Annotated in this window: 9 protein-coding genes; 2 read left to right on the top strand and 7 right to left on the bottom strand. The window is 54.0% G+C overall.

The features are described 5' to 3' along the window. Positions 1–1,497, top strand: coding sequence for an anthranilate synthase component I family protein (locus DF283_RS01800; protein ID WP_303672924.1), 1,497 nt, complete (start codon positions 1–3; stop codon positions 1,495–1,497). A 27-nt stretch (positions 1,498–1,524) separates the two neighbouring features. Next, positions 1,525–2,064: a bifunctional pyr operon transcriptional regulator/uracil phosphoribosyltransferase PyrR gene (gene pyrR / locus DF283_RS01795; protein WP_303672923.1), complete on the top strand. Its 540-nt coding sequence runs from the start codon at positions 1,525–1,527 to the stop codon at positions 2,062–2,064. Between the two features lie 15 nt (positions 2,065–2,079). On the opposite strand, the gene hutI is transcribed toward pyrR, so the two are convergent. The 7 genes from hutI to rpoC1 form a co-directional block, all read right to left on the bottom strand. Then, positions 2,080–3,372, bottom strand: coding sequence for an imidazolonepropionase (hutI, locus tag DF283_RS01790; protein ID WP_303672922.1), 1,293 nt, complete (start codon positions 3,370–3,372; stop codon positions 2,080–2,082). A 95-nt stretch (positions 3,373–3,467) separates the two neighbouring features. Next, positions 3,468–4,466: a GIY-YIG nuclease family protein gene (locus DF283_RS01785; protein WP_303672921.1), complete on the bottom strand. Its 999-nt coding sequence runs from the start codon at positions 4,464–4,466 to the stop codon at positions 3,468–3,470. A gap of 157 nt (positions 4,467–4,623) precedes the next feature. Beyond that, entirely contained in the window at positions 4,624–6,291 is a 1,668-nt protein-coding gene (gene hutU, locus DF283_RS01780) for a urocanate hydratase (protein WP_303672920.1), read from the bottom strand. 152 nt (positions 6,292–6,443) lie between these two features. Beyond that, on the bottom strand, positions 6,444–7,766 hold the full coding sequence (locus DF283_RS01775) for a 3-deoxy-D-manno-octulosonic acid transferase (RefSeq protein WP_303672919.1): 1,323 nt from the start codon (positions 7,764–7,766) through the stop codon (positions 6,444–6,446). Between the two features lie 90 nt (positions 7,767–7,856). Then, a complete protein-coding gene (locus tag DF283_RS01770; RefSeq protein ID WP_303672917.1) occupies positions 7,857–8,378 on the bottom strand; it encodes a tetratricopeptide repeat protein in 522 nt (173 codons plus the stop codon). Positions 8,379–8,526: 148 nt separating this feature from the next. After that, on the bottom strand, positions 8,527–12,474 hold the full coding sequence (locus tag DF283_RS01765) for a DNA-directed RNA polymerase subunit beta'' (RefSeq protein ID WP_303672916.1): 3,948 nt from the start codon (positions 12,472–12,474) through the stop codon (positions 8,527–8,529). Between the two features lie 25 nt (positions 12,475–12,499). Continuing rightward, complete coding sequence (gene rpoC1, locus DF283_RS01760; protein ID WP_303672914.1) at positions 12,500–14,218, bottom strand: DNA-directed RNA polymerase subunit gamma; 1,719 nt, start codon at positions 14,216–14,218, stop codon at positions 12,500–12,502. Positions 14,219–14,228 lie beyond the last annotated feature (10 nt).

Genomic DNA, 14,228 nt, shown 5'->3' with positions numbered 1-14,228 from the left:
ATGGTGGCTCTGGCGACCCATCACCTGCACCGCTTTTTCCGGCAGGTGAGCGAATCCGCAGGGGAAGCCCTTATGCTGGGCGGCTCAGCGGAGGTCACGCCCTTAAACCAATGGGTGATCGTGGGGCTGCATGCCCGGCAAACCCTGCGCCTGCAAGGAAAAACCCTCGACTGGATTGATCTGGGAAACCATCAACGCATTGACTTAACTGGCCATCATGCCCGTCAGCACCTGTTTGAAACATTGGAACGGGCCCGACAACAGTGTCAGCCATGGCCCAACGAAAAGCAGGCGCTGGGCTTGCCCATGGCCGGAGGCCTGGCCGGGGTGTTGGGCTATGAGTTTTACCGCTGGTGCGATTCGGGCTGGCAACAGGCCGCGCCCCCTAAAACCGCCGACTGGCCGGAATTACAGTTGTTCGAGTTTGAGGACTGGTTGTTCATCGACCTGAAAACCGCCGCCCTCACCGTTTTAAGTAAAGATGCCCAGCGCACAGCCACCTACCAGCATCTATGGCAAACCTGCTTGGAAGTGTCCACAGCCACAGCAAAATCCTCTGGTGAGCCCGACCTGAATTTAGACGCCACGGCCATGGCCGAGTATCTGGAGCGCTTTCAGGTCTCCTTCCAGCCGGAAGGCTTTACGCAAGCCGTGGAACAACTGAAGCGGGATATTTTTAACGGGGAAGTGTATCAGGCCAATTTATCGCTGCAACTACAAAAAGAACTCAGCCTCGATCCCTACGCCCTGTTTGAGCGCCTGTGCCTGAAAAACCCGTCCCCCTTTGCCGGTTTTTTGAAATCAGCCCACGGCGTCTTGGTCTGCAATTCCCCGGAGCGGCTGGTGCAACTGGATACGCAGGGACGGGCCCAAACCCGCCCCATTGCCGGGACCCGGGGTCGGGGCCAAACCCCCGCAGAAGACGAGGCCATTGGGCAAACCCTGCTCAACAACGAAAAAGAACAGGCCGAACACTTAATGCTGGTGGATCTGGCCCGCAACGATTTGGGACGAGTCTGTCAGCCCGGCTCCGTGCAAGTGGATGAATTTTTGGTGCTGGAGCGCTACTCGCATGTCACCCATTTGGTCAGCAACGTGACCGGACAACTGAAAACACAAGCCAGCGGTTGGGATCTGCTGCAATCCCTGTTTCCGGGGGGCACCATTACCGGCTGCCCCAAAATCCGCTGTGTGGAACTATTAAGCCAGTTAGAGCCGGTCTCTCGGGGGCTGTACACTGGCAGTCTGGGCTATGTGGACGCAGCCAGCCCCGCCCTGGATTTTAACATCCTCATTCGCAGCGTGTACCTGAAGCCCTTGCCCGATCCTTCTGGCACCGGGAACGATTTGCCGATGCGCTATAATGTGGCTGTTCATGTGGGGGCGGGAATCGTGCATGATGCCATTGGCCCGCACGAATACCGGGAATGCCTGCGCAAGGCCAACGCCATTCTCAATGAACTCCACCGGCTGGAAGCCCAGCCCATTCCTGTGTAACTGCCCAATTTCGCAAAGGAGCCTCCCATGCCAACCGAGCAGCACAACGAAGTGGTTATTTTCAACGCCAGCGATATTGAGCGTAGCTTGAAGCGGCTGGCCCATGAACTCATTGAGCGCAACCAGGGCATCGAGAACGTGGTTCTGCTGGGCATCGTTACCCGGGGCAAGCCTCTGGCCGAGCGCATCGCACAACTGCTGCAAGCCTTGGAAGGCAAAACCGTGCCGGTGGGTTATCTGGATGTCACCCTGTACCGTGATGATACGGCCCAGACCTTCAAACCGGCCTCTGAAAGCCTTGTACCGGTGGAGTTGACCGGCAAAACCGTGGTGCTGGTGGATGATGTTCTCTACAGCGGACGCAGCGTGCGGGCGGCTTTAGATGCCTTGAACGGTTATGGTCGACCGGCTGGGGTACAGTTGCTGGTCTTGCTGGATCGGGGACACCGGGAATTGCCCATTCGGGCCGATTACGTAGGCAAAAACATCCCCACTGCCAAGCAGGAACGGGTCAACGTGCAACTACAAGAAGTAGACGGGCTGGATCAGGTCATTCTGCGGAAGTAAAATAGCACTTCCCGGTTAAGTGACAGGCTGCAATTGAGCTTCTAACCGGGTGCGGGAAAAGTGCTGACCGGCCACATAGACATCGGTCAGCAAATTACTGCCCACCCGATACAACAGCTCGTTGTAACTGTGGATGTCAAACAGCACCGCATCGGCCCGTTTGCCCACGGTCAAACTCCCCCGGTCGTGCTGCAAGTCCAGCGCTTGGGCCGCATGCAAGGTCACCGCCTTGATCACCTCCACCGGGGGCATATTCATTTGCAGGCAAGCGAGAGCCATAATTAATTGCAAGTTATCAATCACGCAGCTCCCGGGGTTAAAATCGGTGGCCAAGGCCACGGGCACCCCAGCGGCCAATAACTTCAGGGCCGGGGCGTACTCTTTTATGCGCAGATAAAACGCCGTCCCCGGCAGTAAGGTGGCCACGGTGCCTCCGGCTTTCAGGGCGGCAATGCCCGCATCGGAGACATGCAACAAATGATCGGCTGAGGTGGCCTGCAAGTCCCCGGCCAGCTGGGCCCCACCCAGATCGCAAAATTCCTCGGCGTGAATTTTCAGTTTGAGACCATGCTGGCGAGCCGTCTCCAAAATGCGCCGGGACTGGGCCACATCGAAGTACCCTTGTTCGCAAAACACGTCGCAAAAGTCGGCCAGTTGTTGCTCAGCCACCGCCGGAATCTGCACGTCACACAGCTGATCCACGTAAGCATCCGTACGGCCCTGATACTCTGGGGGTATGTCATGCGCCCCCATGTAGGTAGGCACGATATCCACCGGGGCTTGGGCACGCAGGGCCTGAAGCACCCGCAGGCATTTCAGCTCACTCTCAAAATCCAGCCCGTAGCCGCTTTTCACTTCCACGGTGGTCACGCCCAAGGCCATCATCCGCTTCAGTCGCTGCAAGGTCAGGGCGCTGAGTTCCTCTGGAGTGGCCTGTCGGGTGGCTTGCACGGTTTTGAGTATGCCGCCCCCGGCTTGGGCAATTTCCAGATAGCTTTTGCCCTGCAGGCGCATTTCAAACTCGTTGGCCCGATCGCCCGCAAAAATAGTGTGCGTGTGCGAATCAATGAGTCCGGGCAGCAGAACCCGCCCACGGGCATCCACCCACTGGGCGGCGGGGGAGTCGGCCCGGTTGATTTCCGTAGCCGATCCGACCCAGGCAATGGCGCCGTTTTCAAATAAAATGGCCCCGTTCTCAATGATCCCCAAGGAATTGTCCGCCGTCATGCGGGCTAGGTCCACGGTAACCAGTTGCCCAATGTTTTCAATCAAAACGGAAGGCGCTGTGTGTAAATGACTGGTTGTCATATGAACTGCATTCCTTTTCATTAAGCCAACCCCCAATAAACAGCAATAAATTCATTAGGATAAAAAGCTGCTCATTCATTCCCCAGAAAAAAACATCAAACAAGTTCCATAGTTGGCGAGTAAAAAACAGATTCATTCAACTTTTCGTCACGCCAGTCGCCATAAGATTGACCAGTACTCTTTACCTTCCAATAAGTTCTACCGTTTTTTGAACTACCACACACAAACATGGCAGCAGAAGAGGGACTTTTAAAAGCTTTGTCCCTGGTTAATCGTACAAGGCCTTCAGGTAAACCTTCCTCGGGCACCAGAGTTCCATTTTTTAAACTTTGATTGATGTCAGATATAACATAACCAAAGCGCTCAACGGAAAATGAGTTGGCCATTTTGGAGGGATGCCGGCAAACTGCCCCTGCCTGGACAATGAACTGCCCATCAACCTCATACGCTTCTGCATAAATGCCACTATTCATAGTTAACTCAAAGATCGGTACATCCCCCTCTGCGCCGGGTAGATCACCTAAAGCAATGAGCGCTTCATGGCTTGTCGTACCTACAGATAGAGCAGGTCGTTTGGGTAACTCTTGAAGAAAAGTAAACCCCAACACAGGAAGAATAGTCCGAGTCTGGTGCAGAAAATACTCCATATCCGCCATGTCAGATTCCGGAAGGTTTACAGGCTGGCCCATATTACCGTTGTTCAATTGAGCAGAATCTTGTTTGCGAATAATATCAATCAATCGAGCTTCCAGATAGCGTATATGTCCTTTAGTCAGATTATCGTCCTTACTAACAATTAAAACCACTTGGTCGAAAAATGCTCTCTTATTATCTTTATCGTGGTCGATAAGACGTTGACCTACCAGATCACTTTCGCCAACATAAACAATCGGTTGAAACAGGTTATCCTGATTAGTGCCAACTAAAAAATAAACGCCTGTCTTTGTAATTTCTTGGCGGCTTTTCAGTACTTGGGGCAGTAAGCCACGGGGAAAACTAAGAACTTTTCCTGTCCAATTTAGAATTTCAGCTACAATAAGGCCTGCTGGGTGCCCATCAGCCAGATATAATTTGAGGGTTCGACTTTGAGTCATGAAAGCAAGATAAACTTCTTATACTTTTGATACCCTTGAATCATAATCTTTCGTAATTTAATGCGCAATGTTCAACCCATCCAACGTTTGGGCGCACTTCAAATTTTTTTCATTTGGGCCGTCTACAATGCTTGAGAGAAGCTGAAAAAGGTATAGCCTATTTTAAAAAGGGGACTTGCACGCCTTTGGCCCGAGCGACAACTTTGGCCTCCTCGTATCCGGCATCCACGTGACGGATCACCCCCATGCCCGGATCCGAAGTCAGCACCCGCTGCAAGCGAGCCTCCGCCTCCGGGGTACCGTCGGCCACAATGACCATCCCGGCATGCAGGGAATACCCAATGCCCACCCCGCCCCCGTGGTGATAAGAAATCCAGGTGGCCCCGTTCACGGCGTTAATCAGGGCGTTTAAAACGGGCCAATCAGCAATGGCATCGGAACCATCCTTCATGCCTTCCGTTTCCCGGTTAGGAGAAGCCACGCTGCCGCAATCGAGATGATCCCGCCCGATAACAATGGGCGCTTTCACTTTACCGGAGGCCACCAGATCGTTGAAGATCTTGCCCGCCTTGGCCCGCTCACCGTAATTCAGCCAGCAAATGCGGGCCGGGAGCCCCTGAAACTGAATGTGCTTTTGGGCCAGGGTCAGCCAGTTAATTAAGAGTTTATTCTCGGGAAAGGCAGCCATCAGGGCTGCATCGGTCACCCGAATGTCTTCTGGATCGCCGGACAGAGCCACCCAGCGGAAGGGGCCAGACCCTTCGCAAAACAGAGGCCGAATGTATTCGGGGATAAAGCCGGGGATGTTAAAGGCGTTCTCCACCCCTTCCCCTTTGGCCTGCTGGCGGATGTTATTGCCGTAATCGAACACCACGGCCCCCCGCTGCTGAAAGGCTAGCATGGCCTGTACCTGCTTGGCCATGGCCGCTTTGGATTGATGCACATAGGCCTCGGGATCTCGCTGACGCAGAGCCGCCCCTTCCGCCAAAGTCAAGCCTTCCGGCAAGTAGCCCACCAGCGGATCATGGGCCGAGGTTTGATCGGTCACCATATCGGGGATGACCTTGCGCTGCACCAGTTCATGGTAAATGGTGGCGGCGTTGCCCACCAAGCCGATGGACACCGCCTCTTTTTGGGCCACAGCGGCTTGCACCCAGTGCAGGGCTTCATCCAGAGAGCTGGCCAGTTTGTCCATATAGCCTGTGTCCAACCGCTTCTGGATGCGAGCGGCATCCACATCAATGCCCAAAAAGACCCCGTTGTTCATTTTGACAGCCAAGGGCTGAGCGCCGCCCATGCCCCCCATCCCGGCGGACAACACAAATTTTCCGCTTAAGTCACTGTTGTAGTGCTTGCGGGCCGCTTCGGCAAAAGTAAGGTACGTGCCTTGCACAATGCCTTGGCTGCCAATGTAAATCCAGCTTCCGGCGGTCATTTGACCGTACATGGTCAGGCCCATGCGCTCATATTCCCGAAACTGCTCCCAGTTGGCCCAGGCGGGCACCAGATTGGAATTGGCGATCAGCACCCGGGGCGCATCGGGGTGAGACTTCATGACGCCCACCGGTTTGCCGGATTGTACCAGCAGGGTTTCATCGTTTTCCAGCGTTTTCAGGGTCTCCAGAATTTTGGCCAGACAGGCCGGGTTGCGGGCCGCCTTACCCGTGCCGCCATAGACCACCAGCGCTTGGGGATCTTCGGCCACCGCCGGATCCAGATTGTTCAGCAGCATGCGATAGGCCGCTTCCGTCAGCCAGGATTTGCAGACTTTTTGCGTGCCGGTGGGCGCTCCGGTTAAGGCGACAGTGTGCGCTGCTTCGGTCATGGCCATAAAAACTCCCCTCATGCTCCGCTTGAAACGATACCCCTAGTTTAACCAAAGTTGGGAGATTTATCTCCCCTGATTTGCAACACCCTCCCCCAGTCTGCACATGGCCGCAAGATTTATCTGGGCCAGCGGATCGGAGCAACCGCCGGTCAGGGAATGCTTTCCCGGAGTCTTTCAGCAGGCAAGTGGTTCTCAATGGCTTTCAGAATAATGGCTTTGGCCCCCCGGTTGTTTTCGATGAGCTGCAATCCCTTTTCGGAAACCATCTGGTAAATTTCGGGCTGGGTCAGCAAACTGGTCACGGCGTTGATCAGCTCATCCTGCGTATGAACCTGAGTCCCCGCCCCACCTTCTATCACCAATCGGCTGATTTCACTAAAATTGTGCATGTGCGGGCCAAAAATAACGGGAATGCCCTGACTAAGAGGCTCCAAGGGGTTTTGCCCACCCCGTTCGATGAAGCTCCCCCCCATCACCGCAATGCTGGACAGGCTGTACACGGTCAGCAATTCCCCAATCGAATCCAGCACCAAAACGTCCTGCTGATTGGGATGGGTTGCGGATAGCTGACTGCGCACCGCATAAGCAACCGCCTTATTATTCAGAATGGTTTTAATTTCGGCCAAACGCTCCGGGTGACGAGGGGCCAGAATGAGCTTGAGTTCCGGGAAATCTTTTTTCAGGCTCAGGTAACTCTCCAGCAAAGGCAAGTCCTCCCCGGAGTGTGTACTGGCAAAGGTCAGTACCGTATCCCCCCGATGAATATTGAGCAGGTGAGCCAATTGCGCCTGCTTATCCTCATCCACAGTGGGAATGAGATCAAACTTCAAATTCCCCGCCACCGTCCACTGCTCCGGGGCCAGCTGCCCCAAGCGCACCATGCGATCGGCATCGGCCTGAGATTGCATGTACAGGTGCGTCACCTCATGCAGACAGGGCTTGATGAGCGGCGTAATCCACTGATAACTTTTAAAGGAGCGCTGCGACAAGCGGCCATTGATCAAAATCAGGGGCACACCCCGTACCCGGGTGACCTCATGGATAAAATTAGGCCATAGTTCGGTTTCCGTGAGAACAACCAAATCGGGCTGAATGTAGCGAAGAACCCTCGTAATCACCCAGGGAAAATCATACGGGAAATACAGGACTATCAGCTGGGGAAAGGTTCGCAAGGCCAAATCCTGCCCGGTTTGCGTGGTGGTGGAAATCACCACGTCATAGCGCTCACTCAAGTGGGGAATCAGCGTTTTAATGGCGTTAAACTCACCCACGGAAACGGCGTGAAACCACAAACGGGGCTTGGCTTTTCGGCTCAGCTGGCTCTTAAGTTCATCCGTGTAAAGCCCCAGCTTGGGCTTGAGCCCAGCCCGGGCCTTGGGCACGCTAGCCAAATAGGCCAGCCATAGTGGACTCAGGATGACCAGTCCGAGGCAAAGCAGAATGTTATAAATCAATCGGGATAAAAAGCCCATGCCCTAAAACACATAGTCCCAAAACGCTAACTATCATACCCTATTTTGAAGGATTTCCGGCCTCTGGATAACAGTCTGCAAAGCGCCTGTCTAGTTCAGCGTAAACTTTTTCAGATGCTCAATGGCCTTATAGGCAATCAGATAGCGGGGTTCAAGCTCCAGGGCCTGTTTGTAGTGACGCAGGGCGTTGATAATATCACCCTGATACTCTTTGGCCCGACCCAGATTAAAGTGGGCAAAATGATAGGCCCGGTAGCGCTTGGCCTTCAACGCCTGCTGCAAGTAAGGCACCGCCTCCTGATACTTCCCTTTGGCAATGAGGTAAGCGCCAATATCGTTGTAGGAATTACCAAAATCAGGATCCACTTCAATAGCCCGCTGACATTCTTCAATGGCATTTTCCAGCTCGCCTAAAAAACTGTAGGTCCAGCCCAAAAAAGTGTGGGCTTCTGCCGTCGGGTAGACCTCAATGGACTCCTGGTACTTTTCAATGGCCTTGTAGTAATCCCGCTGCAACTGGGCCCGGTACCCCTCGTGGAAGTACTTCATGGCCTTGCGCCGTTTCAGTTGCTTCAAGCTGTCGGAAAAGCAAACAATTTGTGTGGTAGACATAGTGCGAATCATCAATTCTGCTTGAGGGGAACTACCAGAGAGGTCGCTATTTTACTCTAAAAATGCCGGTCTTTAAATGGCCTGTTCATAAGAAAACCACCGCCCTGAAAAAGGTGCGGTGGTTTTCCTGTTTTAAATGCGATGAATCCTAGTCGTCCAGAATCGCGTCGCTGGAGTAGTCTTCGTCTTCGCCTTCAACGCCGCCGATGGTCTCGACATGCATGGAGGAATCGTCGATGAGCAGGCTTTCCATAGTCTCTTCCGAGATTTCCGGTGAACCGAACATGCTTTCAATCTCTTCCAGAATGGCCGACGGTTTACGCAGCGAGGACTTGGCGGCCAAAGCCTGTTCGGCGTCGTCGAACATATCGGCACGCTCGTCCTTGAAGTGAGGGAAACCGGTACCGGCCGGGATGAGACGGCCAATAATCACGTTTTCCTTCAAGCCACGCAGGAAGTCGCGCTTGCCTTCCACGGCCGCTTCGGTCAGAACCCGGGTGGTTTCCTGGAAAGAGGCAGCGGAAATGAAGCTCTCGGTATTCAAGCTGGCCTTGGTGATACCCAGCAGAACCGGGTGATACTCGGCAGGCAGCTTGCCTTCCTTGCCTTCAATAACACGGTTGGCTTCTGCACCCGCTTTTTCGTCCACCAGTTCGCCGCCCAACAGGGTGGTATCCCCGGCTTCGTCCACACGAACCTTCTTGGTCATCTGACGAACAATGACTTCAATGTGCTTGTCGGCGATCTCTACACCCTGAGACCGGTAAACCCGCTGAACTTCTTCCACCAGGTATTCCCGGACGGCTTCAATGCCGGAGACAACCAGAATATCGTGGGGGTTGATGGGGCCATCGGTCAGGGCTTGACCCGCTTTGACCGCCTGTTTGTTTTCCACCACGATGTTGGAGCCAACCGGAATGGAGATCTCTTCCCGGCCGTTGATGCTGGTCAGGTATAAACGCTGGACGTCCTCTTCCCAGATGATTTCCACCGTACCGTCCACGGGAGCGATAATGGCGGACTCCTTGGGCTTCCGTCCTTCCAGCAATTCTTCAACCCGAGGAAGACCCTGAACAATATCCCCGGTCTTTTGCCGTTCAAAGATCAGCGAGGCAATCAAGTCGCCCCGTTGGGTCAGGGCCCGGTTTTCAACTTGCAGCAAGGTACCACCGGAAATCAGGTAGGGCTGGGATTCCCGGATGGTCACGGACTTGGCGTCAACCGCAGTCACTTGTCCGGAAATGGGGGTTTTATCCACCGCAGCGATTTCCTGATCCATGGTCACAAAGTCGCCCACTTTAACGGTTGGCTTGGTGCTGGTCTCGATCACAGTTTCATGATCGTCGGTAATCAACAGTACCCGACGCACGTCCTTGTCATTGGCCGCGTTGCCGAGGCTAACCCGACCCTTGGTGTGGGTAATAACCTGCGTTTTGACCACAGGGGAGCGTTTGTCGATCACCTGGCCATCTTCCACCAGCAGTTGGGTCTGGGTGGCGGTTTTCTGGGAGCTGAATCCGGAAGGATTTTCCCGACGGATGGTCAGGTTCTCCAGAACCACCACCTTCAGGTTATCACCCTCTTTTTTGCTGCCATCCTTGATCTCGGCGACGGCCTTCAGGCGCTCCAGATACCCTTTCATTTGCAGAACCAGACTGGTTCTCAAAATGGGGGCGCCTTCGATATGGCGAATTTTGTCGCCATCCTTCACCTGCAATTGGGTCACCGGCACGATGGTAATGTTGTCAGGATCGGTGGATTCAAAATCAATCTTGACTTTGCGGGGCTCGATAATGAATTCCTGGTAAGGACGCAACAGCACTTCGGCGTATTCCAGATCGCTGGTGTCCTCAATGTCCTCATCATCATCTTCCGGGACTTCAATCTGGAAGTTGACGGTCACCACGCAATCTTCGGTGGCCTTAATACCCGGGGCGACCTCGGTGCCTTTGCTGACCACGGTACCATCATCCACGTTCAGGGTGCTGATATCGTCCACACGGAACAACTTGCCGGGACGCACCACGACCTCGCGGACAATGTCGTTTTCTTCCACAATTTCCACGATACCGTCCGTCTGACAGGTAATACCCTTGATGATCTCGGTACCCGCGGTCACTTCCATGCCAGATTCGATACCGGGCACTTTCAGGGAGATATCCTTGCTGACCTGATGGATTTCTTCCGGCAAGAACAGGATTTTGCCCGTTTGGGTCAAAATACGCTGCTCATCGACTTCCACATCCAGGTAGCGGATTTGGCCACTGGTGGGAACGGCCATGCTTTCATCAATCAGCTCGGCGACCACACTGCCGTTTTCCAGAGAAGTGCCCTGTGGGGATTTGACGATGTAGGTCTCCTCATCGTCGCCCACTTTCCACAACTGTTCTTTCTTGGTCTGCACCAATTCGGCATTGCTAGGGGAAATGCTGGCAATGATGATGGTGAGGTCTTTACCGTTGATGATTTTCTTAACGGTTTCCTTGCCGACCTTGTGTTCTTCGATTTCGAGATCAGCGGGAATACGGACTTCACCACCATGCTCACTGACCACGTGGGTTTCAGCGATGATCTCACCGACGTTCAGCACTTGTCCATCCTGAACCATGTGCTTGGCCCCAGTGGGCAAGTTGTAAACGTCGCCACCCAGAACCCAGATGGTACCGGGGCGGTTGGCGGTCCGGCTGATGTTGCCTTGACGATCCCGTTTTTCATCGGCGTCAAAGCCATCAAACCAGACTTCTCCGCTCATGCTACCGGTAATATCCTTGGTAGCCCGCTCCGTTTTACGGCCCGCAGTGGGTTCAAACGAGGCGATAATCTGATCTTTTTTCACCTTGTCGCCAGCTGCCACCATGACCTGGGTGTTGAAAGGCAGGTTGTACTTGCTGGTCTTACCGTCGGCACCCTTGATCTCCAGAGTGCAATCGCGGGTGGTCATCTGCACGGTGTCGCCATGACGGGTCCGGAAGTCCCGGGTGGGTAGCTTGCTGACCACTTCGCCATCGCTCTTGGCCTTGAACATTTCGCGTTTGCCCAAGCTGCTGAATACACCGCCCGTGTGGAAGGTACGCATGGTCAGCTGAGTACCAGGCTCCCCGATACTTTGCGCGGCGATAATCCCAATGGCTTCACCAATATCAACGATCTTGTTACTGGTGAGAGACCAACCGTAGCACTTCTGGCAAATTCCGACCTGGCTTTCGCAAGTCAGCACCGAACGCATCAGGATTTCTTTGATATTGGATTTCTCAATCACATCGGCCAAGGCCAAGGTAATGATTTCACCGGCGGGGACCAGGACTTCCCCATCTTCATTCACCACGTTCACCGCGGCGGCCCGACTGATCACCCGATCCACCAGGGACATGATCTCGGATTCACCTTCCATGATGGCCCGCATAGGGATCCCGTTGGTGGTACCGCAATCGGCTTCCTGAATAATCACGTCCTGAGCGACATCTACCAGACGACGGGTCAGGTATCCGGAGTCAGCGGTTTTCAAGGCGGTGTCTACCAGACCTTTCCGGGCACCGTAGCTGGAAATGATGTACTCGGTTACGCTCAAGCCTTCCCGGAAGTTGGATTTAATGGGCAAGTCAATGATCTGCCCCTGTGCGTCCGCCATCAGGCCCCGCATCCCCACCAACTGACGAACCTGACTGATGTTCCCCCGGGCACCGGAGAAAGCCATCATGTATACCGGGTTCAAGCGGTCGAAGTTGTCGACCACGGACTTGGTTAATTTTTCAGTGGTTTCGCTCCAGGTGTCGATAACCTTGGTATAACGTTCCACCTCGGTGATCTCGCCCTTCATGAAGCGCTGGGTAGCCCGCTCAATCTCGGCCTCGGCGTCATTGATCAGACTTTTCTTTGCTTCAGGAACGCTTAAATCGTCAATGGAAATGGTGACGCCAGCTTTGGTAGCGTAGCGGAAGCCCAAATCCTTCAGGTTATTGGCCAGCGTACCGGTTTTAGCCATGCCCATTTCGGCATAAACCTTGGCCAGCAAGCGGTTCAACTCCTTCTTGTCAACCACCTTGTTGATGAAGTCCAACTGCTTTTTCTGGGATTTGTTGGGCGATAGGATGCTCATAGGTGCCTGTTACCTCGTTCAATGCTTACTGGAGAACCGATTGACGGACGGTTTTGTTGAAAATAATCCGTCCTGCGGTGGTTTCAATGAGTTGACCACCTTCATCACGCACAATCACCTTGGCGTGCAGATCAATCACTCCCGCTTCAAAAGCCGCCAGGGCGTCTTCAAAGCTAAAGAATTTCATACCTGCGCCTTTAGTGGCGTGGGGGTTGTCCAGGGTCAGGTAGTAAATGCCCAAAACCATATCCTGGGAGGGAGTAATAATCGGTTTGCCGGTTGAAGGCTGCAATACGTTGTTGGTAGCCATCATCAGCATGCGGGCTTCCGTCTGGGCTTCCACCGACAGGGGTACGTGAACGGCCATCTGGTCACCATCAAAGTCGGCGTTGAAAGCGGTACAAACCAGCGGGTGGAGCTGGATGGCGCGCCCTTCCACCAAAACCGGCTCAAAGGACTGAATCCCCAGACGGTGCAGCGTTGGAGCCCGGTTCAGCAGAACAGGGTGACCCTTGATGACCTCTTCGAGAACGTCCCAAACCACAGTTTCCTGACGCTCAATGGTCTTTTTGGCCGACTTGATGTTCTGGCTTTCACCACGTTCAATCAGCTTGTTGATGACAAAGGGCTTGAACAGCTCAATGGCCATCTCCTTGGGCAAACCGCACTGGTGCAGTTTCAACCGGGGACCGACCACGATTACACTCCGACCGGAGTAGTCAACCCGCTTACCCAGCAAGTTTTGGCGGAACCGACCCTGTTTTCCTTCAATAATGTTGGACAAGGACTTCAGAGGGCGGTTGTTGGGGCCCACGACCGTACGGCCACGACGTCCATTGTCAATCAAGGCGTCCACCGCTTCCTGCAACATCCGCTTTTCGTTCCGCACGATGATTTCCGGAGCGCCCATTTCCAGCAAACGGGACAAGCGGTTATTCCGGTTGATGACCCGACGGTACAGATCATTCAGGTCGGAAGTGGCAAAACGACCACCATCCAGCTGCACCATGGGGCGCAAGTCCGGGGGGATCACAGGCAATACGTCCATGACCATCCAGGAAGGGTTGGTACCACTCTGCAGCAGGGATTCCACCAAGCGCAGACGCTTCAACGGTTTGACCCGCTTTTGGCTGGAGCCGGTAATTTCTTCCAGCTCTTGCTTCAGGGCATCACTCATTTCCTGCAAGTTCAAGCGGGACAGCAAAATCTGGATGGCCTCTGCGCCAATACCAACTTCTAGCTGAGCTTCTTCGTTTTCTTCCAGGATGGTTTCGTAATCTTCTTCCGAGAGCAACTGGTTGGCCTTCAGTTCGGTATTTCCCGGATCCAGAACCACGTAGGAGTTGAAGTAAATCACTTGCTCCAAATCCTTCAGGGACATATCCAGAATCAGGCCCAAGTAGCTGGGAATCCCTTTCAGGAACCAGATATGGGTAACCGGTGCGGCCAATTTAATATGGCCCATGCGGTGACGGCGCACCTTGGATTCAGTCACCTCGACGCCGCAACGTTCGCAAACGATGCCTCGGTGGCGAACCCGCTTGTACTTGCCGCAATAGCACTCCCAGTCCTTGGAAGGACCAAAGATACGCTCGCAAAACAGGCCATCCCGCTCGGGCTTCAGGGTTCGGTAGTTAATGGTCTCGGGCTTCATCACCTCGCCGTGAGACCAATTCATTACGCGCTCGGGCGAGGCAATCCCGATTTTGATGAAATCAAACTGGTCAATATTGGTGCTTACCACAGTGGTGCTC

This window comes from Vampirovibrio chlorellavorus (assembly GCF_003149375.1).
GTDB lineage: Bacteria > Cyanobacteriota > Vampirovibrionia > Vampirovibrionales > Vampirovibrionaceae > Vampirovibrio > Vampirovibrio chlorellavorus_B.
Note: the sequence above shows the minus strand (reverse complement) of the source record. Positions and strands in the feature narration are given on the sequence as shown.